24 protein-coding genes and 3 pseudogenes are annotated in these 23293 nt (G+C 33.3%); 9 read left to right on the top strand and 18 right to left on the bottom strand.

Translation table 11 applies throughout. The features are described 5' to 3' along the window. Window positions 1–125: 125 nt before the first annotated feature. From K5S59_RS13845 to K5S59_RS13820, 6 genes are all read right to left on the bottom strand, one after another. Window positions 126–263 (bottom strand): hypothetical protein, encoded by a 138-nt coding sequence (locus tag K5S59_RS13845; protein WP_000711015.1) that lies wholly within the window; start codon window positions 261–263, stop codon window positions 126–128. Between the two features lie 21 nt (window positions 264–284). Further along, the gene (locus K5S59_RS13840; RefSeq protein WP_000710699.1) at window positions 285–698 is read right to left on the bottom strand and encodes a DUF6018 family natural product bioysynthesis protein; all 414 of its coding nucleotides are present in this window, start codon (window positions 696–698) and stop codon (window positions 285–287) included. A 519-nt stretch (window positions 699–1217) separates the two neighbouring features. Further along, the gene (locus K5S59_RS13835) at window positions 1218–1871 is read right to left on the bottom strand and encodes a hypothetical protein (protein ID WP_001003375.1); all 654 of its coding nucleotides are present in this window, start codon (window positions 1869–1871) and stop codon (window positions 1218–1220) included. Window positions 1872–2092: 221 nt separating this feature from the next. After that, on the bottom strand, window positions 2093–2941 hold the full coding sequence (locus K5S59_RS13830; protein ID WP_048568096.1) for a hypothetical protein: 849 nt from the start codon (window positions 2939–2941) through the stop codon (window positions 2093–2095). Between the two features lie 39 nt (window positions 2942–2980). Beyond that, window positions 2981–4675, bottom strand: coding sequence for a helix-turn-helix domain-containing protein (locus K5S59_RS13825; RefSeq protein WP_220784057.1), 1695 nt, complete (start codon window positions 4673–4675; stop codon window positions 2981–2983). 490 nt (window positions 4676–5165) lie between these two features. After that, window positions 5166–5645 (bottom strand): CPBP family intramembrane glutamic endopeptidase, encoded by a 480-nt coding sequence (locus K5S59_RS13820; protein WP_000890576.1) that lies wholly within the window; start codon window positions 5643–5645, stop codon window positions 5166–5168. A gap of 884 nt (window positions 5646–6529) precedes the next feature. Between K5S59_RS13820 and K5S59_RS13815 the strand changes: the two genes are divergently transcribed. The 3 genes from K5S59_RS13815 (at window position 6530) to K5S59_RS13805 (ending at window position 10430) form a co-directional block, all read left to right on the top strand. Continuing rightward, window positions 6530–8239 (top strand): hypothetical protein, encoded by a 1710-nt coding sequence (locus K5S59_RS13815; RefSeq protein WP_212956304.1) that lies wholly within the window; start codon window positions 6530–6532, stop codon window positions 8237–8239. Between the two features lie 941 nt (window positions 8240–9180). Continuing rightward, entirely contained in the window at window positions 9181–9324 is a 144-nt protein-coding gene (locus tag K5S59_RS13810) for a hypothetical protein (RefSeq protein WP_000212568.1), read from the top strand. Window positions 9325–9455: 131 nt separating this feature from the next. Then, window positions 9456–10430, top strand: coding sequence for a tyrosine-type recombinase/integrase (locus K5S59_RS13805; RefSeq protein ID WP_002074054.1), 975 nt, complete (start codon window positions 9456–9458; stop codon window positions 10428–10430). Window positions 10431–10444: 14 nt separating this feature from the next. Here the strand turns inward: K5S59_RS13805 and K5S59_RS13800 are convergent, their stop codons facing one another. The 4 genes and pseudogenes from K5S59_RS13800 to K5S59_RS13785 all read right to left on the bottom strand — a co-directional run. Beyond that, entirely contained in the window at window positions 10445–10909 is a 465-nt protein-coding gene (locus K5S59_RS13800) for a hypothetical protein (RefSeq protein ID WP_000827039.1), read from the bottom strand. Between the two features lie 158 nt (window positions 10910–11067). Then, the gene (locus K5S59_RS13795; protein ID WP_000233488.1) at window positions 11068–11979 is read right to left on the bottom strand and encodes a DMT family transporter; all 912 of its coding nucleotides are present in this window, start codon (window positions 11977–11979) and stop codon (window positions 11068–11070) included. Between the two features lie 93 nt (window positions 11980–12072). Beyond that, window positions 12073–12963, bottom strand: a complete 891-nt coding sequence (locus K5S59_RS13790) for an aspartyl/asparaginyl beta-hydroxylase domain-containing protein (protein WP_000179385.1) — start codon at window positions 12961–12963, stop codon at window positions 12073–12075. 999 nt (window positions 12964–13962) lie between these two features. Next, window positions 13963–14181: pseudogene (locus tag K5S59_RS13785) on the bottom strand (IS66 family transposase); the annotation flags it as partial. Window positions 14182–14202: 21 nt separating this feature from the next. On the opposite strand from K5S59_RS13785, the pseudogene K5S59_RS13780 reads away from it, so the two are divergent. Continuing rightward, window positions 14203–14388 (top strand): annotated as a pseudogene (locus K5S59_RS13780) (transposase domain-containing protein); the annotation flags it as partial. On the opposite strand, the gene K5S59_RS13775 reads toward K5S59_RS13780, so the two are convergent. Next, on the bottom strand, window positions 14304–14627 hold the full coding sequence (locus K5S59_RS13775) for a DnaB-like helicase N-terminal domain-containing protein (RefSeq protein ID WP_076315514.1): 324 nt from the start codon (window positions 14625–14627) through the stop codon (window positions 14304–14306). The pseudogene K5S59_RS13780 and the gene K5S59_RS13775 sit on opposite strands and share 85 nt — an antisense overlap. A 738-nt stretch (window positions 14628–15365) precedes the next feature. Between K5S59_RS13775 and K5S59_RS13770 the strand changes: the two genes are divergently transcribed. From K5S59_RS13770 to K5S59_RS30170, 3 genes and pseudogenes are all read left to right on the top strand, one after another. Then, complete coding sequence (locus K5S59_RS13770; protein ID WP_212981764.1) at window positions 15366–15575, top strand: YuzF family protein; 210 nt, start codon at window positions 15366–15368, stop codon at window positions 15573–15575. 24 nt (window positions 15576–15599) lie between these two features. Continuing rightward, window positions 15600–16490, top strand: coding sequence for a manganese catalase family protein (locus K5S59_RS13765; RefSeq protein WP_031538344.1), 891 nt, complete (start codon window positions 15600–15602; stop codon window positions 16488–16490). A gap of 18 nt (window positions 16491–16508) precedes the next feature. Next, a pseudogene (locus K5S59_RS30170) lies at window positions 16509–16625 on the top strand (cell wall hydrolase); the annotation flags it as partial. Between the two features lie 128 nt (window positions 16626–16753). Here K5S59_RS30170 and tnpC read toward each other — a convergent pair. From tnpC to K5S59_RS13750, 3 genes are all read right to left on the bottom strand, one after another. Next, the gene (gene tnpC / locus K5S59_RS13760; RefSeq protein WP_088029994.1) at window positions 16754–18346 is read right to left on the bottom strand and encodes an IS66 family transposase; all 1593 of its coding nucleotides are present in this window, start codon (window positions 18344–18346) and stop codon (window positions 16754–16756) included. A gap of 100 nt (window positions 18347–18446) precedes the next feature. Beyond that, window positions 18447–18800 carry an IS66 family insertion sequence element accessory protein TnpB gene (gene tnpB / locus K5S59_RS13755; protein ID WP_140384346.1) on the bottom strand — a complete coding sequence of 118 codons (354 nt, stop codon included), beginning with the start codon at window positions 18798–18800 and terminating at the stop codon, window positions 18447–18449. Beyond that, window positions 18797–18991 (bottom strand): hypothetical protein, encoded by a 195-nt coding sequence (locus K5S59_RS13750; RefSeq protein ID WP_039238838.1) that lies wholly within the window; start codon window positions 18989–18991, stop codon window positions 18797–18799. The genes tnpB and K5S59_RS13750 overlap by 4 nt, the downstream gene beginning before the upstream one ends. Window positions 18992–19080: 89 nt before the next feature. On the opposite strand from K5S59_RS13750, the gene K5S59_RS13745 reads away from it, so the two are divergent. Beyond that, on the top strand, window positions 19081–19308 hold the full coding sequence (locus K5S59_RS13745) for a hypothetical protein (RefSeq protein ID WP_098639484.1): 228 nt from the start codon (window positions 19081–19083) through the stop codon (window positions 19306–19308). Then, window positions 19278–20183, top strand: coding sequence for an IS3 family transposase (locus tag K5S59_RS13740; RefSeq protein WP_113712782.1), 906 nt, complete (start codon window positions 19278–19280; stop codon window positions 20181–20183). Before K5S59_RS13745 ends, K5S59_RS13740 begins: the two co-directional genes overlap by 31 nt. Before the next feature lie 92 nt (window positions 20184–20275). Here K5S59_RS13740 and K5S59_RS13735 read toward each other — a convergent pair whose 3' ends face one another. The 4 genes from K5S59_RS13735 to K5S59_RS13725 all read right to left on the bottom strand — a co-directional run bounded on the left by K5S59_RS13735 (window position 20276) and on the right by K5S59_RS13725 (window position 23211). Further along, entirely contained in the window at window positions 20276–20596 is a 321-nt protein-coding gene (locus K5S59_RS13735; RefSeq protein ID WP_061531286.1) for a hypothetical protein, read from the bottom strand. Between the two features lie 67 nt (window positions 20597–20663). After that, complete coding sequence (locus K5S59_RS30165) at window positions 20664–20792, bottom strand: hypothetical protein (RefSeq protein ID WP_256943800.1); 129 nt, start codon at window positions 20790–20792, stop codon at window positions 20664–20666. Window positions 20793–20870: 78 nt separating this feature from the next. After that, on the bottom strand, window positions 20871–22643 hold the full coding sequence (locus tag K5S59_RS13730; RefSeq protein ID WP_061531290.1) for a phosphoadenosine phosphosulfate reductase domain-containing protein: 1773 nt from the start codon (window positions 22641–22643) through the stop codon (window positions 20871–20873). Window positions 22644–22767: 124 nt separating this feature from the next. Beyond that, window positions 22768–23211, bottom strand: coding sequence for a HEPN domain-containing protein (locus tag K5S59_RS13725; RefSeq protein WP_061531287.1), 444 nt, complete (start codon window positions 23209–23211; stop codon window positions 22768–22770). Window positions 23212–23293: the final 82 nt, after the last annotated feature.

Here is a 23293-nt window from a genome sequence, read left to right as displayed (position 1 = left end):
CTCGAGAACGTCTCGCACCGCATAATCGTTCCCTCCAAGTTCTTTTTTACATTAAAAAAAGGAAGATCCAAGTAAATACATCACTTAGTTCTTCCTTTTACCCTCTATAAACTACCTCGACCTTATTAAAATGGTAGTTCTTCATCTGTAATCTCCGGTAACTCATCCATACCAGCAAATATATCATCCGGCTCTTGGGATGGCTTTCTTGTTTCCTGCTCTTTTGGATTATCTAATTCTGTCCAAGTGTTATCTTTTTTCATTTACATTTCCCTCTATCTCTCTTATTTTTCAGGTTCGTATACAACTTCTTCGTAATCAAAAAAATAATCTTTCAATTTACGTAGGATTGAACGAATCTTCGGTTCAGCTACGATCTTTGTACCATGGTAAAAACTTTGTTGCCCGACAAAGCGCCATAAGATTACATAGCCTTCTTTTGCTTCTTGTATGCCTTCAATATATAAAGCGATTTCTTGAATAGCAACCTTTTCATTAAGAGTATCTGGTTTAAAGTATTGAAATTTCCCATCTGGTAATATAATTTCAGCTTCAAAACATCCTCTCATTTGATTCACTCTTGCTCTTGATTCAGATGACATTGCTGGTGCAGCATATGATTTCTGATTTTTTTCCATTCGTGCTTTATGTTCCTCTACTGTTGGTACTGGTTGTAAGTGACTACAATCTTTTTTCATTTTATTATCTCCTCTACTGTTTAATTTGTTATTTTATGAATCATAAATAACCCCGCCTGCAAACTTGAAAACAACACAAAAAGGGCTTCTTCAAGTCGATTAAAAATGTGCATAGCAAAATAAGCTATATATACACTAATCGGCTCAAAGAAGCCCTTTCATAAATGAAACAAGACGCAACTTGCTTCTACAACTCAACCACAACACAAAAAAAAGGTGTGGGAATAAACGGAATCAAATAAACTAACAATATACCTATATATTACACAATTAGGATTATAGTAGCAAGGTGTTTTACAAGTTTTAATAACTTAAGTAAGTTATTAGTAATTTAAAGAAATAATAATTTATATTCAAAGTTAAAAATAACTTACTCATCAAATCTCTCCTTTTGTATAATTTGATTACCATCTAGCATAATGCTAATCTATGAAATAAGCAGTCTTTCACGGATAAACTTAGAAAAATCCGCTCTAAAAATTAAAACAGATTCTTCTAAGTTATAGACTTTTGCTTAGATTATTCTGAAATGAACTCTAAAAATCTTTTTCCAACCTCTGTAGTACCTGATTGCCACAATCCTGTTTCACTCATTGTATTATGAAGTGTGTCATAGGCAATTAAATCTCTATTTTTCAAATCTCTGACGATTTGGTCATAAAAGTCACGTCTGTCTCCTAATTCGGGGAATGCTGAAACTAAAATTGTAGATTTTCCTCCCGAGAAAAGGCTAGGTCTTGTTTCAGCTGTAAAATAAGATTCTGGAGAATTTAGGAATGATAATATTTTCAAATGCCATTCATTAAATTGGTCTATATAATTTAAAAACATTAACTTTTCATTTTCTTCTATCCCCAATTTAGGCGTATTGGAAATTGAATTCATTAATGCTACTCTTTTATCCTTTTGATGTGTTTTTAAAGCTATTGAATATGCTTGCATAGCAACTGTTAAGAACTCTTGATTATCAGCTAGTTCACTTATATTAAAACCTTTTTGCTCAAGAGCATGTAACCTACGATCCATTTCTTCCAAAATTTCAGTTCTTCTCTTACTTGCAGGATCTGCAAATGCAACTCCAAATAGTTCTGAAAGCATCGGTCCTGCTACCGGTACAGTACCTGCAGCCCCCTTAGCCATTGCATAAATAGTCTCTTTTGTTTTTTCATTCATTTTAATTACTCCCTACTTTAAATTTCCCCTTCTAGAGGTAAACCTTGCGTTATTGCAGATGATATATCATCATATTTTGAATTATATTTTATATTGGAATTTATATCCACTCGTATATACCTTCATAAAAAAGAATCTGATATCTTAATAGATACCAGATTCCTTTTTATACTAAGGGCTATATATTCTGTCTTAAATTATTAATATCTTTTCAATAATTGTTATATAGAAGTCTTTCTTTTCTTTTTATGACCTGGAATAATCAACTCTCTAATTCGCTCATTTATTTCATCTTGTAATATATTAAAGATTTTAATAAGTTCTGTACGCTCATTCTCCATCACTATATGTTTAGGGTTATTGTTAATAACTCGCATTATTTGTTTTTCTATATTGTCGATATCAAATTGTGGGAGTTCATTATTAGGATCTAACCCTATATTCATATATTTTTCAAAAGCTTTTTCAATAGGCAGTAAACACTCTGAGCGTTTAACAGGTATTTCACCAGCCTCTGGATCATATTCAATATGTTCAACCAAAATCTCACAATAAATTTCAGGTTTTACATGAGAACGTACTAGTAGATAATACAAATTATTGCTCATTAATACATCGTAAAGTTTTGAACCATTCATCTTAAATTCTATATTTCCTACTTCTTCCTCGTAATCAGTTTTTTCTATATATTTATTAATGACTTCACATATAGCATTAGATGCTATTCCATCTAAACTTTTTTTTATTTTATTTATATTATTTTCTTTTTCTAATATTTTATTTATTTTCTGTTTCCAATCTTCCTCAAGTGCATCAAATATATATCCATTTTTAACTGCCTTTATCCCACTAAAATCCAAAGGTTGAGAAGAAAATGGTTTTAGATTACGATAATTATTGATATCATTAATTATCGGTTTATAGCTCTCATTAACAATAAGTGACCTTTGACTATGTTCTAGTGCACCTTTAGCAAACTTTATTGATTTAACACCAATAAAAATCGCTACCACAATTGAGACTAAACCAATCCAATTGCTAACTCCTATATCCTTTATACTTTCTAGCATTTTCTTTGCACCTTTTATCCCTTCCCATTTATAGGCTTTTTATAATAAGTTCATTACCTCTTGTCTCTCTATCCACTTATCCAGTTTATTTTTCGTGTCATCATTTAATCGTTTTCTTTTACCTGATAGCATCCTTGAAAGCGTTGAATACGAAATATCAATTTCTTTCGCTAGCTCACGAATACTTTTATTATTCTTCTCTTTATACGTGTTCATTTTTTCAATATAGAACTCAATACTATTAGGTATTTCTTGATTTGGTATACTTATTGGCTTCTCTTCAATTACAGGTGGCTTTTCTTCAATCTCGATAATTAATGGTGACTGCTGCTTACTTTTCTTAGTAATCAACTCTTGTTGTAATTTAACAAGTTCATTTGTCGGAGAAATAATTACTTTTAATTTTAGCCAGTAATTCTCAAACCAGTTTTTCCCCTTGCATTTCTCTTCATCAATTTCAGGAGAGTACTTCCATTCCTTAATAACTTGGTCCCTCATAAGATCATCTAACGTCTTTTCAAAAACTTGTCTTGTAAGGCTTGGTTTTCTATTCATACTGATTTCCATTACTTGTAATAACCCTTTAGGACCACCAATACTATATGAATGTGTTAGATGTTGATATGATTGTTGAATACGCCAACGCCAACTTAGATATCTGGTTAATCGTTTGTGATATCTTTGTTGCTTGCTGTTATACTCCAATGCTTTCTTAGATAATAAACCTGTTAGTTTTTCAGAACCATATAGATATTTCGATAAAAAACTACCTGGTGTAACGTTCATACTCTCTATTCCCAATGTTTTATCCGTATCAATATCTTTTGCAATGATAATTTCATCCATTACAAATAACCTTCTAATTCTTTGCTTTTTATAAGCCAAGGTTTCATTTGGATCCTCTTCATTTAATATCACGATCTCATTATCTTCATTTACATAAATAAAAATACTAGCAAGAGCAGCTAAACGCTCCATAATCTTTAATCTGTCTTCTTTTCGATAATAAGCCTTACCATTTTTGATTTGTTTCATATTACACATATCTAATATTTGTTCATAATGTACAGGCGCAATAGTCTTATCATTTTCCGCACTCTTTACCCACAGTTCTGTTACAATATCAAGGCAATCTGCCGTCAAATCATCCATTACTCGTGTTAAAAAAGTAGAGTCAATCAAGGTATTCCATCTTTTTAACTCTTCCCTTTGTAACTTCATATCACCATCGTCATGTGACGATACTACGACTAGACTATTTTGTTTATCCTGCAATTGAGCAATACGTACATTCTTATCTTGGTCATCTGTAAACTTATTCTTAGCAATAGTGTCTGATAAATGGTACATAAACCCTGCATTACTTCGCTCTATGTAATCACTCTTAGCCTCTGTATCTAAAGGTAATTCTTTTGCGACAACAGGCAATTTAATCCCAAATTCCATATATAAATCATCTTTTAGACATTCAAAAATTTCTCCCTTATAATTATCTAATTTTGGAAGAATGTCTATCGCCGATAATCCTAAAGCTTCCTTTTTAGAAACCCATTTCACTAGTCTTTCGAAAGTCTGTGACGAATAAGTTGAGTTGTATATCCTCTGTAGATCTCTTTCTACATCTTGATAGAATTGTTGCCATTTATTTAACACTCTTTCACTTCCCTCAACTCCAGTTAGTAGAGGGTATGCTATATATAAGGTGTTTTGAAATAGTACTTTTAACTTTTCCACTAATAATCCTCCTAATTGCTTCTAATACAATTATATCAATTGCTACTTATCATTCATACCATTCTAATTAGAGTTTCGATAGGATATATTATTATTGAGCATTCCAATGAATATTCCTATTGTTTAGCTAACGAAAATATGATGAACAATTAATATCTTTTTGTAAACTGAAGTGCCCATGAGAAAGGTATCTATCCAGAAGCAGGAAACTTTTATGAACACTTATTAAAGAAAATTAAAATGCAATTGATTATGAGTAGTGGGAATAATATTTAACAAACCTTTTTATAAAGGTTTGCTTTGAGGGTTCAGTAGATTTGAAATAAATTCATTATTTAAGGTGGAATAAAAGTAAACAAATAAATATAAGTTCACATAAAAAAGAAGCATAGAAAAACATTCTATGCCTCTTTTTTTATAAACAACTCAATTCCCATTAATTATTAACTTAAAATCCATTACTAATAGTATAAAGTATTCTTTAAAACATTTATAACTGTGATGCTATAACAGCAATAGAGTTATGTAGTGAGTGAATCAAAACAACAATCCAAAAAGCAGATAATGTAACTTCTACTTTTTCATTCTTTTTTTGATATACCCAATAAGCATAGTTATATAATACTCCAATTATTGCTGTAGCGACTATATAAGTAATACCATCTGAATGAATTAATCCGAATATAATCGATGCTATTAAAATGATAAGAAAATCACGATCTTTAATAAGAGAAATACAACTTAATACCCAAAATAAAAACACCTGAAAAATTACTGTTTCATATACAGGTGCCGCAAATACTCCTACTAAAATCTGTATAATAGCGGGTTCTTCCTTTATTGGATGTTGTTTTATTGCCGGTAAAAATAAATCTAATGGCATCACAAGTAAAAATGATCCCAATACCATAAGTAATACAAACCAAATTATAGGTAAATCAAACATAAATCTATTCAATTTTTCCAGCATATATCTTTCTCCTATCACCTTTTTATATTCATAAAATTATATATTATATTTTCATTAATACAATAAGGTAATAGAATTAAATTAGTATAAATAGTACAAAATAATAAATTCTCTATCTTCTTCCCTTTCGTATTTGTAATAGCAACAATACATTTAATTTTTATAAGTTTACAAAATTCGTTTTACACTAATTATAAGTTAAACATGCGACATCTTTCTCAACTTGCGTACCTTTCCTGTAAAACATGCAACATCTTTCCCATCTTGCGTACTTTTAATATAAAATGAGCAACGCTTTTCCAATGTTACGTACTCTTTTACTAAAACAAGCAACATTCTTCCCATGTTGCGTACTTATTTTTCGCAACAAGCAACACCTAATATTTAAATTATTTAATTTCACATTAAAAATAAGCAACATTTTTCCCAAGTCGCGTACCTATACTACTAATAAAACCAGCTACAAATGCTGTTATATCAGGTGATTTAAAACATTTAATCTAAAACAAACTATATATTTCACAGAAATCCTTTCCCAAGTCGCGTACCCATTTTCGCGAAAAAGAAGCAACATCTTTCCCAAGTTGCGTACCAAAAATCAATTGGAATATCTATAGAGTATTGATATTAAAGGATTTCTCCTATTCTCAATAAATAGCATCATACAAGAAAAAAGCAACACTCCTTCCCAAGTTGCGTACCAAAAAAAAAATCAAACTTTTTTTCTATCCCTTGTGGCTCTAAGGCTCGTAAGGTGTTGCCTTTTTTAAAATTCTCTCTTAAAGGGCACATTTTTACAAAATTCGTTTTGCTATAATCAAAATTGGTATATTTTATAGTCTTTTGGCATATATTTCTGAATTTGTAGAACGGAGGTGAAAAAGATGGGGAAATCATTTGTAATACGAAATCAACGTAGCTTAAATGGGAAAACAACCAATGCCGTGTTAGTAACACTAAAGTCTTGGCAAAAACTTGTAGAAGCATTTGAAGATAAGTACTACAGCTATAAAGATACATATTTAGAAGATATTCTGCAGCACATGACATACGAAGAACGTATTGCTGACGAAGAAGGTTTTGTCGAAAAAGCCAAGCCATCTTTTTCACGTCGCGCATTGTCTGCACTTGCTGAAAAAACAGGAAGAAAACATAAATTATACGGCATTACGAATGCTGATCTTGAAGTTTTCTTATATCTACATAAGAAATGCTTTACTAATGGTGTCATTCCAAATGTAACAATAAATATGATGTGGGAAGATTACAAGCAATATAAAGAAGAATTTGCTTATATCCAACATTCTCAATTCTATATTGCATTAAAGAAATTAAACTTACATAACATTATCTCCATTGAAAACGGAGTAGATGGCCGATATACAATCAAGCTGACTCATTTTATGAATGAGGAAACAGAAAAAGCAAATCCATACGTATATATTAGTCCTGTTGTATTTACTAAGGCTTTCTTTAAGCTATCTGTAGCGGCTAAGAAACTATTCTTAGACATTGCCATGCAACAACATACAGAAACAACATTAAAGCGTTCATTGGACAAGCAGGATGAAAGAGGAAACAAAACTCACTTCGGTGGGATGTATCGTTTCTTACATAAAAAATATCCGCATCAAATCCGTTCCGTTATCGATGAATTAACAACGGCATTACCATGTACGGGGAATCCCCTATTCAAAATTTGCAAAATGCAAAAAGGGGTAAAGCATACAAAACGATATACAACCTTATATCTATCTATTCATTCAGACTTTTTATGTACAAAAGAATCTGGAGAAGAGCAACACAGGGATCCATTTACACCAAAAACCACCTATGCTCGCAAGGCAAAGTTTATAGAAGCAGTTCTACAGGAGATGAATATCGGTGAACTGTCTGCAGACATGAATAAGTTCATTCATGTATTAAAGCATACTTGTCATCGTCAAATCCGCAGTGTAATTCGCGGACTCCGTGACATGATTGATCGAAAAGAAGGATATCCAACGAAAATTGTATATACATTGAAAAAACTATTGCATCAAACATCTCAATATCAAATCCTTGATGCTGCAGCGAAAGAAGGTATCTACCCTCTTATTGCGCAACATATACCAAAAGAGAGAAATAGTGACCGTGAGCAAGCTGTCTTTAATTTCGGTTTACATTATTCTATGTACTCTCTTCACAACATTAAGAAGATGTTTAAGAATGTGCATACACTACTGAAGCAGAAATTTGCGGTACCTGTGACGGAAGAATCTTATCACCGTAATTATTTAAAATATCAGGAAGAAACGTTATTTAGAAAATATGCATATGATCAAGGTGTGAATCTCCATGCATATATTGCTTTAGAAATTGAAATGCGCGAAAAATTAAAAGTACGCGGCCATAAAGAACGCACAATTCCAAGTGATGTACGTGAATGGTTTATTGAAGAAATTGATAAGCTACCGCAAGAGCAGCTGCGTGTGATTGAGCTACCAAAACAGTTTAATTTACTAGAGTTTATGCGTACCTTTGAACGTTTAGTACGTGCTGGTGTAACAATAACCACTCCTGATCAGGTGCTAACCGCAATGAAAATAAAATAATAGCAACTAGCTCTCTATTTTTGAAAAAAACAAAAGTAGAGGGCTATTCGTGTTTATTTGAGTAGTAACACCTTCCTACTACTCTATTTATAAATACTAAATCGAAAGAACTTCATGTAAAATGGAGTCTTTTTTTATGCACTTCTATACAATTTTGATTCTATCAATGCATAACTCTCCACATAATACTAGAGTGTATTCCTCTACTGTATTAAAACCTATCCCATAATACCTACAAAAAATCAAAAGGAAAATTATAAAAATAGTGGATATGAGGACAAATATGATCCAATGTGGATATAATCCTTCTAAAATCATTGTTATTACTAATGTTGTTGTATTTATCTAATAAAAATCATCAACAAAAATGTGAGTTATGTGTAAATAGTGAGTTATGTTCAAAAATAGCAGCCTAATCTGAATAAAATGTGGATAATTAGACGGTTAGAATTAACCTGATTACTAAAATAAGTAAAAAAGTTCTTATTTACGGGGTTGAATATATATAATGCGATTAGTATCAAATTCTTTCTGATTTCATGTAGAAATATAGTAATTCCTTTCTGTTTTTTTGTAGAATTAAACGTCTAATAATCATTGAATTTACGAATACATTTTCTGCTATTTATGATTTTTTAGGTTCTAACATGAAATTTTCCCTTGTGGGAGTAGATATTTCCCCTGTTTTTGATAACCTATAATAGTTTTATCTTTATTTCTTTTTTTATATAAGGTATATATTTATAATAGATTTTTAATATAGCTAGTATAATTGTTAATAAGATGTCCGACCTAATTGAAAATATTTGTAAATTGCGTTATAATAATGGTAATTAAACAGATCATTACCCTCATACAAAAGGACAAACCTACGTATCCCTACCAGGACTAGGTTTGTCCTTTTTTCATTTTAATAAACAATTTATATTGGAGGATTACACATGGCTACACTAAAAGAAACAACTTACATAGAAATGAATACCTATAACGAGATTGGATTTTTTAAAGGGATTGTTTGGGGATTAGTTTTTGTAGTGCCTTTTTGGAGTATTATGATAACTCTATTTATCTGGCTTTATAACTAATAAACAACATATCCAAAAAGCAAAGGGTTGTTTGTCCGTTTGCTTTTTGGATATGCCAGCAACCGTGCGTAGCAAAGGGCGGTAGCAGGTCTTTCACTTGTTTTCTGTTATAATATATCCAAAGAAATTAGGTGATTATATTGAACAAGACAATTAGCTTAGAGAAAACTTTAGAAGATTTCTCTACATATTTAAGTAAAAAAGGCCGAAAACATTCTACAATCCAACGCTATGCATACGATATTAAAGATTTTTATAGATGGTTGAATGAAAATGAGTTACTTTTACATATCAAATCATGGAATGAAATATCCGTAGATGATTATCAAGCGTATTTCTCAGTGTTAGAAAATAAACGAGAATATTCGCTTAAAACAAGGCACAGGATATGGGTGGTTTTAAAGAAATTACACATGTTTTTAGGTATAGTTAGTCCATTAGATGATATTCATCTCTCTTTAATTCCGGATCAATCACTAAATGACAATGATTTTATTACCGAATCGGAAGAAGTACTTTTAAAACAAACCGTTCTATCAACTAAGGGATTAACAGAGAGACAAGCTAAATACCGTCCTCTAATCATGGATAGAAACGCTTGTATAATTAATTTAATAGTAAACTATGGTTTGTCTTTACAAGAGCTTGTATCGCTTAATATGAACCATATACAGTTTGCTAGGAACACTTTAATTGTTCCAGGAGAAAACGGAGTTACTAGATCCATCTTCTTAACAGCTGAAGATACACAACAGCTTTACAAATATTATTCGACTATCCCTGAACCTGTAAGACCTCGACAGCACACAGATAATCCCCTATTTGTGGCATTTGATTTTAATCGAGGTACATATCGATGGGTTTACGAAAATGATGCACCAAAGGCTTTGTCTGAGGTTGCTATACAAAAGATGATTCGACTGGAAGTGAAACGAGCAGAATTAGGTAGACGTATTTCTGCACAACAGATGAGGAATACGTTTATTCTTCGTCTAATTAAGCAAGGAATAAATGAAGATGAATTGGTAAATAAAATAGGTTTTAAAACAAAAATATCTTTAAAAAGATACTATCAATACTTGACGTTATCTAAAAAAACTCGATGAAAAAAACGTAACTCCTATTTCACCGAAAAAGACTTTTGAACTGTACAAAGTTCATCATTTGTTAATTGTTTCTTATTTTCGTTAGATGAATAAATTTGATAATGTACGTCATTTTCATTCCAGTATATATAATGTGATTCATTTTTTTGATGATTAAATGCTTGACGAGTTTTATCAAATGCATTGATCTTTTGTAAAGATTTTTGTGGGAAAACATCCTTTCCTCTTGTTATTTCAACAATTAAGTTTTGATTGTCTTTACTTGAATAAACAACGGTAACATGTTCTGCATTCTCATTTGTAACTGTTATTGAATCTACTTCGAAAGGTAATTTAGTAGGATAGGATATTGGAAATGGGAGTTCTTTTGGTGTAGTGGCCATGACCTCTTGTGATATCGGGTACCAATTTACATCTTTTACAGAACAACCTGTAAGCATGGTGATAAAAAACAAAATGACAAACCAAAGTCTTTTCATTCCGTTCCCTCCTTTTTTATAACGTATGTAGCTTTTTTACATACATTCTGAAAAAGAATGGAAGAAAACTCAAAAAAATGCCCAAGATAACTTCAGTCGAAATTACCAAGAGCATTCACTACATATTTAGTTGAATTGAGCGGTCAAATATTTCAACTTTAAATAGAATTATGTTTTTCACTTCTTGTTTTTGACCGTAGTAAGTCTTTAATATTCATGGTTCCTGAGATTAACAAACCACCAATTACTAAAATTGCACCAAACAGATGGTATATTGTAATACTTTCTTTAAGTATTAACCATGCTAGTAAATAACCAAAAATCGGTGTTAAGAATAGATAGTTGTTTGCTTTTATTGGATCTTTTTTTAATAAATAAAACCATAGTAACATGGATACTATCGAAGTCATAACAACCTGCCAAAATAGACCAATAGCAAAATTCATGTCTAAATTAATATATGGATTTGTATCTAATAAGAAACTTAAAGGAACTGCAAATAAACTACCAAAGATGATTTGCCAAGTATTAATGACTAGACGATCAATCTTCATATCGTATTTTGTGAAACATACACTCCCAATTCCCATAGACAACATGCCAATTGCAAGAATAATGATGCCTGATACAGTGGCTTGCGTATCCTTTAAATACGGATATACGGCAATAAATAAGCCAAATGCGGCAATACACATACCAGCCCATTCTTGTTTTGTTACTTTTCTACTTAAGAACATAGAAGATAACAAAGCAACAACAAATGGGTTTACTGTGATAAATAAGTTAAATAAACTAGATGATACCAACTTTAGTGACAAGAAACAGCAACCTACATACAAAGTGGTATTCAATATACCTAGTACAACTAACTGTTTCCACTCTACTCCTTTAGGCCATCTGTTAGATTTGATAAAATATGTAAAGATAAACATGATAAGACCGGCACTAATTAACCTTGTTGTTGCAAACATTAAAGGGGATGAAGATAAAAGACCAATTTTTGTGGCGATAGCACCTGATGCCCATAAAATACTAAACAATATACCGATTAAAATCTCCATATGAACCATTTTCCTTTCCTACATTACAAATAGTAAAACAACCGATTTTATTAAAATAAAATCGGTTGTTTATGTAAAGAACTTACTTTACTTGTTCTAAAATCAAACAGTAACTTCTTCTTTCCAGTTATCCATACTGAAGCGCTCACCTAAATTACGATGTTCAATAATATACTCACGTAAATGTTTTGCTTTCTGAATAATTGCCTGATCACCGCTTCTTTCTGCAATTTGATCTAGCCAATCATAGCATTTTGCAACAGGGATATCTTTTTCAAAATGAATTTTCGATAAGAAGAATACAACATCTCTAAAATTAATTCTTGAAATTACTTTAGATAGTGAAGTAATTAACTCTTCTTCAAATGTTTCATCTAATTTATCGCGTTTGACAATAAATCTTTCTAAATCACGATTATATGTCTTTTTATCTTTGAAGATATCAGATGGATCAAAATCACTATCAAATACATAGTCCAGGCAAAGGAAAACGCGGCTATCCTTAGAGAAATTAGCAGCTGCATGTCCAATTGCTGCATCTAAGAACCAAATTTCTCCTTTTCTGATACGGAATACTGCTTCCTCATCTGAATGGAAAGCCATTTTATTATCTTCTAAAGCTAAGAAGACACGGAAACGTTGCTTTGTACTATGAGAGAATTCAACGAAATCTCTATGTGGGATAACCATTGCATCCACTAAATTACGTGTACGAACCATTTTTAAATTATCAAAAGTGAAGTATTCTTCAAGAAGTGAGTTAATGTAAGGTAACTGCTTACCATACTCTGTTTGTTGTGCTGCATGATCAAAATCACGATACATTGTATCATTTTTATCATTTGAAGCATTCCATAAAGAGTTGTTCATCCAATAACCTGAACTAAATTCATCATACTCTTCTGGAATAACTGGAAAACTCGCGATTGTAGCTAAATCTTTCTTTAATAATTCCTCGTTTAAGTTTAATTTACCAATGATATAAGATGCCATATTCACTATTCTCCCCTTTAATTATAATGTGAACATTACTAAATCGCAATACAAGTGACCGAATCATCTGATTATGTATTATTTTCAGAATAAAAATCGGAAGATTATTTACATAGACCAATAATATATAGATTATTGGCAACTGATTATTCTTAATCTTTTTGAGATATTCCTGAAATCAAATATATACAATTCATATTGAGAAGCATGGTCACAATACCTACATTTTATATTTTTGTCTGTTTCACAAATATGCGGTACATTTAGATTTTGAATCACTTTTAATACATGTTCTTTGCAAACAAACAAAAGATCACCTTATTTCCATAAAATGATAATTGATTTTTGTAGTTTTTATTTTACCTAGTAAAAGATATTTTAAAACAATTCCTGGTTCGCGCGAATTTACAGAAAATTGAATATTGAAACTACAGATTGATTATAGGGAAAAAATAACAACAGGTCTATACGCGTTTTGCCGAAAATTCCGAATATAAAGAATTGAATTAACATTAAACTTCTATAGAATGCTATAGTGATGCGGTTTCGTAAGAAAAAACTGAAAATTTTGTAAAAAAATGAGAAATATTTATATTATTTATATAACTAATTATTTGGTGTAATACTCTAATTTTGTATCTTAGAAGTGGTATTCTGCCTTCCTTTCTACAAGTTCGAATTATAGTTTCAATTTATTACAGAAAAATAAAAGCCCAATTATTGATATTATCCCCTTTAGGTAGACAGTGTGAAAAAGACCATGTATACACATGGATGTTACACTATTACGTGGAGGGGATTTTTCATGGCGAAAAAAGGTACAACATTTAATACATACTCAAATGAGATAAAGTTATCAGCTGTTCAAAGTTATTTAAACGGTGAGGGAAGCTACGATATGGTAAGCCCGAACTATAAAAAATAAGCATACCTTAACCGTACGCATCATAAATCACCGTATATCATGATTTTTTTAATCAGATATACGGTGATTTCATTTTATCTGCCACATTCTGCTTGGATCATTTTTGACCAAGGCATATATTGATTTAAAATTTCCGAATGTGGATAGATATCAAGATTCGGAAAATCCGTCAGTAACTTCAAGAGATAACGATAGAAATCCACTCCGTTTGCTTTTGCCGTTTCTGCGATACTTAAACAGATGGCGTTGGCTTTTGCACCAGCTTCACTGACGGAAAAGAGCCAGTTTTTTCTTTTATGTGTTTAAGTCCTAAAAGGAAAAACTGGATTTTTGCAAACACTCCGAAAGGAGCGAAGGCTAGTGCTGTGACTTATAGTATTGTAGAAACAGCCAAAGAAAATGGGCTTAATCCTTATCAATACTTGATGTACATTTTCGAGAAGCTTCCCAATGTAGATGCGAGTAATGAGAACGCCATTGATCGGATTTTTAAAGCCTGATTTTCTACTTCTGTCAAAAATGTCTCGTCATATTCAAATTCCTGTACCTCCGATAAATATCTTATATTTTTTGCTGCTTCAATTCCTCGCCTACGCAAGGCTTTCGATTTTACCAAATCACAATAATAAATGGTATTCGCTGTAGTTGGTACTGAGCCAGCTAATTGAGTAAGATAGGTTACGCCGCCCACATCCTCCAGTATCCCTTTTTGATTTAGTTGTTCGGAAACAGTGACCACATCAATATCTTTATAGCCACCCTTTATACTCTTTAATTCTGGTTTTAATTCTTCCTCTGGAATAAGTAATGATAAGGTTTTGAATAGTTTGTCATCACCTTTGTTGCTTAACTCTGCTGCTAATTTATTTACATACCAATTAGGTGCTCCTGTCGCAATTAATCATATCGGCACATGTTTCAACAGATTTTTCAAAGCGATAAATAAATACAACTTCAATATATCTTTGTCCATCTTTCGAGTGCGGCTTAATGACTTCTAATTTTTGAAATAGGCCCGAGATTTACTGGTGTTCCATACAATTATAAATTGTTATACACAACTTCCAGTAGCTTGATAATATTGTCTTGACGTTGAAACAGTTCGTCCTGACGTTGAAATAGTTTGTCAAGAGTTTTCGTTATACTTTGAATGGCATTACCTGTGCCATAAAGTTTATTCTTGAACTCTACAAGCCCTTGCTTTATCTTTTCAATTTTATTGTCAATTACATCGGCGTATGCGAGCCATAGTATAAATTCGTACATAAAAGGATTAGATTAGTCATTCCTAGGTCCAGTTTAAAAAATTGGGTATTGCTAGGCCTAGTTTCGTATTGCAAAAAATGTGCTATTGCCGTTTATTATTTTCAGGATAGTATTTAACAACAAGAGTCAAATTGAACAGTTGTTTTTCAGTCTTTTTTCATATCGAGAAACATATACTCAGTAAGAATGACTTTAGAATAGGAGGATCTAAATGACAAACAACAACCTGTTAAGCTTTTATGATCCATATGTTTATCAGACATTAACAACCATTGTTGGTAAAATTGTTGCTGTTCAAACCATAAGAGGTAGCGTTCGTGGCTCCTTGAAAAATGTATTGCCAGATCACATTGTTGTCGAATCTAACGGAACTCCCTTTTTTATTCGTACCCAGCAAATTATTTGGGTTTTTCCTGGTTAACAAAAAGGAAGTGGAGGGGAAATAATGTTTAAAAGAATAAATAAATTGGCAATTGAACTTCCTATACCCGCACACGGCGATATGAATGCTGCAGCAGCAGTACAAGAACTCTTGGGTGGCAAGTTTGGGGAGATGTCTACCTTAAATAACTATATGTTTCAGTCTTTTAACTTCAGAAATAAAAAAAAGCTAAAACCATTCTATGAGTTAGTGGCAAGCATTACAGCAGAAGAATTTGGTCATGTAGAACTTGTTTCTAATACGATTAATTTGTTATCGGTAGGTAATACTTTTCCAGGGAATCCGGATATCACTCCACTTCAAAATGGGAAGGATGCGAGAAACACCCACCATTTTATTTCTACAGCTCAAACGGCTATACCAGGTGATTCAATGGGAAGACCTTGGACTGGTGATAATGTTTTTAATAGTGGAAATCTGGTTTTAGATTTAACACATAACTTTTTTCTAGAGATTGGTGCACGTACACATAAAATGAGAGTTTATGAGATGACTGATAACCCAGTTGCTAGAACCATGATTGGGTATTTACTTGTTCGTGGAGGAACACATATCCTCGCCTATGCGAAAGCAATCGAAATTGCTACAGGGGTAGACTTGACGAAAATGCTTCCAGTTCCAAATCTTGATAACTCAAAATTTGATTATGCCAGACCGTTCATAGAAAAAGGCTTAAGCAATGTGCTATTCACATGGAGCGAAACAGAATACAGGGATATCGGAATGATTTGGAAAGGAACAAATCCGGAAAATGGGCAACCGCTTGAAGTGAAAATTGGTACTCCTGAAGGCGGACCAATTCCAAACTTAGAGGAGTTACCTGAAGAATTTGCTCCTGGTATTACTAGGGACGATTATGAATTAATCAAAAAACGTCTAATGGAAAATTTATAATAGATTTTTTGTAGGAAAGTTTTTCAACGACCTGGAGGATTTGAAGCAACTATAAGAGGATATTTTTACCAAGCAGCTAGAGAAACAGAAATTAGGTTAGCAAGGAGACTAATTAAAGGAGAACGATTTCATCCATTACTTCCTTTGAGGTAATGCTTTTCTTTTGTAAGCCCGAACTATAAAAAATAAGCATACCTTAACCGTACGCATCATAAATCACCGTATATCATGATTTTTTTAATCAGATATACGGTGATTTCATTTTATCTGCCACATTCTGCTTGGATCATTTTTGACCAAGGCATATATTGATTTAAAATTTCCGAATGTTGATAGATATCAAGATTCGGAAAATCCGTCAGTAACTTCAAGAGATAACGATAGAAATCCACTCCGTTTGCTTTTGCCGTTTCTGCGATACTTAAACAGATGGCGTTGGCTTTTGCACCAGCTTCACTGACGGAAAAGAGCCAGTTTTTTCGACCCATCACATTTGGACGAATGGCATTTTCGGCTGGATTATTATCAATTTCGATACGGCCATCCTTCAAGAATGCTTTTAGTCCATTCGCTCTGTTCAGAGTATATTCAGCTGCTTTTGCAAGCGCATTTTTGCCGTAGAATGGTGATTTTTCAACCCAGTCAAGGAATTTCTTAACGATTGGCAACGCAAACTTTTGACGTTTCTTTCTTCGCTTACTGGGAGACAGATGCTTGAATTTCCTTTCAAGTCGATACAAAGCATCACAATAGCTGACACCGATTTGTCCGTTCTTGCTGTTCGCTTTCATCCAATAACGGCGAACATGCGCCCAACAATTTGCGAAGGTGACGCCTTCTATTTTGTCATAGGCCGAATAACCATCACAGACAATCGTTCCGGAATAATCTTCAATGAAGCTTTCGAGAACAGACCGAGCACGTGATAATGAACTTTGAAACAGGACAATCGTTGGACCTTGACTGGGCACACTTCGATAGACCCAATTGTAGGCGTTAGACTGACCAGATTTGCCATCGGAACGGTTGATAATTTGTGAATACGTTTCATCGACATGTAGAATGGTTTTAGCCATCATCAAAGACTTCATTCGTTCGTAAATAGGCAATAGCCAATCGTGTGAGGCACGAATGACCCAATTGGAAAGGTTCTTATCATTCGTGTTCAGGCCATAACGCTCCCATTCCTTTACCTGACGGTAAAGAGGTAAGTATTGTGAAAATTTATCATACATCACTTTGGCAAGTACGCTAGGACTTGCGATGCTACGTTGAATGGGAGGTTGTGGCGCTTTACCACGTTTAATCTGCCCTTTTTGTAATGAATCGCTTTTGCATTTTTTACATTCATAAGCGTGTTCAATATGTTGAACTTTCATCATTTTCGCAGGAATAAATTTCGCCTCTTCACGCACGATTGTACTGCCCATTTCTATCATTTGATCATGGCAACCGTCACAGATTGTATTTGCTGGATGATGGTGAATAGCTTCTATTTCAATATCTTCACGCAAGGAATCATTTCGTTTTTTTGGTTGAATTTTTCGTACAACAGTATAAGAAATGGTCTGTTGGCTTTGTTCTTCTGTGTGCTCAGGATCAGTAAAAGACGGGTCATCCTCAAATAAGGACACTTGCCCGTCGGGCGTATTGTATTTGGATTTTTCTGTTTTAGAGCCATATAAGAGCTTGGTTAAGTGTTGAAGTTGTTGCGTTAACGATTCAATCTGTTTCAACGATTGATCCAACTTTTTCGATAACTCTTTATTTTGTTGATTCGAATGAGCTAATTGATCTTCAAGCAATCGAATTAATTTCTCAGATTGATTTTCATTCGTAGAAGAAACGTTCGTCACATCATTCACCACTTTCGTTCAGTTTCGTTCAGTTTCGTTCCTCCTATTATAATCAGTTCGAACAGTGAAAATAAAGATAAAAATAACGACTTGAACGAATTTAGAACGCACCTTTTGGCGATGGTTGAATGGCTTTTGGCTGCTGAATGGATAACCCTTCAAGGAGCCAGCGAAGCTCCTGTTGTGAAAGATGGCGTACTTCATTTTCATCTTTTGGCCATTGAAGTTTTCCACTATCCAAACGCTTATACAGCATGGCGAAGCCATCACCATCAAAATACAGACATTTATAGCGGTCTTTACTCCACCCTGAAAATAAGAAAATGGAATCGCCATATGGATCAAGTTCGAAAGAATCTTGAATCAGTGTGGCAAGCCCATCAATTCCTTTTCTCATATCTGTCTTACCGCAAATGATATAAATGTTTTTAACACTTGTATAGTCGTGTTTCACCCATTTTTCAACTCCCTCATGACCGCTTGGATGATATGCTCATCTACACCGTTAAAGAAGGAAATTTCAGCGTTTGCTGTTTTAATCGTGCAAGTAGGATTGGAGGAAAGCACTGTTGGCTTTGTTGCAGAATTATTTTCGTTTTCGGTATGTAATGTAACGGGAACAATGGTTAGTTTTTGTTGTGGCATAGGAAAAGCACCTCCTTTTATTGATACATGTATCGTACCAGGAGGTGCTGCGTGTTTATATGCGTTGTTTGAATGGGGGCTTACACGATATGATAGCGAAAAAATATCAGATTAGAAGCTCTACACAACTTAAAAATTGGGTGAAAAAATATAAAGAACGTGGTGAAATTACAGATACTCGCGGGGAAAATAATAAAACGAAAGGTATACCGAACCCTTTAAAAGGCAAACGGATCCATTTTAAAACTGTTGAAGAAGAGCGTGATTACTATAAGGCTCAGGTTGAATATTTAAAAAAGCAGTATCCAAATCTGTAAATGGGGGCGTACTAAAATATAAAGAACGATATCATATCATTGAATTACTAAAGAGAAAATATCCTGTTATATGGCTTACTAAATTTGCGGGTGTACATCGCTCAAGTTACTATAAGTGGGTTCATACAAAAAGTATGAACAACATGCGACTAGAATCCGATAAACGATTAAAAAAGGTAATTCAATCTATTCACGTAAAGCACAAAGAATATGGATATCCACGTATGAAAATCGCTTTAGAAGAAGAGGGATATTTTATAAATCACAAAAAGGTATATCGATTAATGAGTGAGCTTAACATTCAGTCTATTATTCGAAAGAAGCGTCGCTTCTTTAAAGGGAATTATTCTAATACTTTTCCAAATGTTTTAAACCGTGAATTCAAAGATCGCCAACAAAATGAAGCGCTTGTTACAGACATTACCTACCTACGATTTCAAGAGGGCTTCCGCTATCTTTCTGTTGTACAAGATATTTATAATAACGAAGTTGTTTCTTGGAAAATTTCCAAGCGTAATGATAATGAACTTGTATTAGATACAATTGAAATGTTGGCACAAAAAAGAGATGTGCGTGGAACCATTCTCCATTCAGATCAGGGGTTCCAGTACACATCTCATGCCTACAACAAACGACTTTTAGATTTAGGTATCATTGGCAGCCACTCTCGCAAAGGAAACTGCCATGATAATGCCTGTATCGAGTCATTTTTCTCCCATTTTAAATCGGAGATGTTGTATTTGAATCATTTTAAAACAGAAGCGGATTTAATACAAGCAATTGAAGAATATATTTACTTTTATAACTATAAACGTTTCCAAAAACGACTCAACCATCGAGCTCCGATAGAATATCGAATCTCGATGGCTGCTTAGTCTTTTTAATGCTGTCTACTTGACAGGGATAAGACCATTATATATAAAATATAATTGGGCTTTTAAAAGGTACTAAAAAATATATGATTTCTTTACAATGAATTAATGACTACTTTTACGATATCTATAAATTGTCCTGACCCTAATATAAAGCCAATTGCAAGTAACCCGCAAAGTGTCTTTAGGGAGAACTCGACAGCATCTACATTAGGCTTAGTTAAATTAATAAGTCCGCCTATTCCCATAAACAGTGTAATCAACCCAAGTATAAACTTTGTAATAGGATTTACTCCAGGTATTTCATTTCCTACAAATAGCTGAAAGCAGTAGTACATGCTCCAAATAAAAAATACTATTGTTGGAATTGTGGCTAGAATTTGAATACATCTGTCTTTTAAACTAATTTCAGTCATAAGTATCCTCCTTGAATCCTATATTTATACGTTTCTAATAGTTCTTCGGTAAATATCATAACTATTTTTAAAAATCTGCTTTCTTCTCATTTTTTTTATCGATTTCTTTAATTGCGTTTTCATTTTCTTTAATTAATTCATCAAAGTGTTCTTCCTTATTCTCTTCTATATACTTCATAAGTTTTTTAAATTCCATTAAAATCTCCTCTTGCCTTTGTAATATAGAAAGCACCTATTGAATAGGTACTCTCTAAATATATCTATTATTTATATATCACGCTATAAGAAATGTTTCGTTAGCCATTTCTTTAAGTATTTTTGCAAAGAGGTGATTAGTCTCCTCGGATAGCAACTCCTCTGTTTCTAGCAATCGAGAGAGCCTACTTATAAACTCTGTAGTATATAGGATCTTCGTATTTTCTAATTCATCCGGATTAAATAATTGTTCATTCTTCATAGAATGAATGAACAGCTGTACAAGCATCTTTTTATGTTGTGCTTCTGCCTTTTCATGGTACATCGTCATACCTAACCATTGACGTATAATGCGTTCAGCATCTCTTGCTTCTGTTATATCAAATCTAGATACAACAAAGGTTAGTTTGTTCCATGTAAGCTTTGTAGAATCATTAGAATAATTTGAAGGGAAAAAGAAAAAACTCTGCTGCGTAACTTTCTGTCGTTCCTTCATCCAACGAAATATCTCCTGCTTCCCTAAATGAACATCAATTTCCACGAAAAACACAGGGAATGGAGACGTCGTTTTTTCTTCATTTATTGTACAATCAGGTTTGAACACCAATTCACCAAGACATGCGTGATGTATTGGCTCCAATTCATCTCGATATACGCGAATACCATCTGTGTCATACCAGCCTTGTAGTACTGCCTCAATTTCTTCTTCAGATATAAGACTCGTATTCATTTCTTGTTGAATATAAAGTAGATACTCTAAAAGCATTCTTCTACCTTCTACTGTTAGTCCTCCTGGTGCATAGTCTCCCTTTTCTGTACGATCAAACATAATATAATCATATTCAACATGATTACATATGGAAAACAAGTCTGAATCCCTTTTATTTTCGTTTCTAAGGAGCGTTTGCAGGCTTCGTCTATTCATTACATTCCGATACCGAATATCGTTTCTAATCGAACGTAAGAAGCTTTTCCAGGATTGTAGATAAGCATAGTCCGTATACCCCTCACTTATTAGCTGGGTCAACATTTTATCCTCACCATTCATCATTAGGCAAGTCCAACATCCACTACGTGAGTTTGCAGCTCCACAAGCATTTCCCTGCTGCTTCCCACCTGTTTTTATGCCACATTCAAACATAGCTTGTCCATACTGTATGCTCATTTCTTCCACATCCACACCAAAAGGCAGTATCCCTCTATCTAAAAGTAACATCCATACTTCATCACCGGTTAAAAATTTAACTGGATTAAAGCAGAGGATATTCTTCATATCATTATGACGTGAAAATAAGGAATCATTACTTATCTCATGCTTTTGAATACTATGTCTTCTTCGAGCGCTCTCTTCATTACGAACGGCCAGCATAAGTACACCATCATATTCATCAAAGCATTCTACTGCAGTAGTAGTTTGAGAAGCTATTAAGATTTCTTTCATCTTTCGCTGCATCGGTTTGACCTTGAGAGAGTCAGTACACCATCTCAATCTACTGTTTCCGCTCGGTGGTAAAACGCCTCTGCCTATTACCTTATACCAATATGATTCTTTCATAAGTGGTTTCACACCATGAACGACAAATGGTAGGTTTTGCTCATTTGCATTCTCCTGGATCTTTTGTAATGTCCTTGAGATATAAGCCGTCATAGCAGGTGTTTCTACTCCAACTTCGGAAGTTAAGATATGAATTGGATTTGTACGTTGCTCTAGTGGTAGCTCAGCAATTGCATCCCATAGTAACGTCAACATGGCAGAACTATCTTTCCCCCCACTGTAACCTACAAAACAACAATCGCGAGATAAATAGACTTTTTTCATTTCCTCTTTAATTTCTTTATATATATCCATCATTATATTGTTATCCCCATAGCAAAGTATCATTTCATACTACTATGGAGCATGCCTCCTCTGTTTTTAGATAGAAAAAGAGAGTCCCTATTTAATAGGCACTCTCTTTTGTGTATATCCTCTATTTTTAATCAACTGTGATTTCATGTATATTCAACTTGTTTAACTTTTCCATATAAAAGCTCATTACTTTTTGAGCATGTTGTATAGCGATTAATCCATCTTGAACAGTAAGTGCTTCAAAATACGGATAACGAATGTCTGTAGCATAACCATTTAGCTGCACGCACTGTTCTAAAATCAATGAGAACTCCTCATCTAATTTCCGACACAATTTGTGCAGCATTAAAAGGTTATGAGTTTTAGGGACTGGTCTACCGTTTAGTGCAAGAAACCCTTTTAGAAGTTTTTCCACACATTGTTGACTATGATAACAAATAATTGCAGTAGGGAAAGGTTTCATGTGAGTTAAGTAACCAGCAGAATCTAAATCAGATTTTGCAATAAATACCCACTCTTTTAGATCCTCAGTATTTATTGTCGATAGGTAAGTCTTTGAAGCTATCTCCAACTTTTCCCCCGATCCGCACGGTACGTGCCACTTTCACGGCATACCGCGGTCCATCTATATTGTAGTTTTCTTTTCATCAAAA

This window comes from Bacillus sp. BML-BC051, from assembly GCF_019656175.1.
Taxonomy (GTDB): Bacteria; Bacillota; Bacilli; order Bacillales; family Bacillaceae_G; genus Bacillus_A; species Bacillus_A mobilis.
Note: the sequence above shows the minus strand (reverse complement) of the source record. Positions and strands in the feature narration are given on the sequence as shown.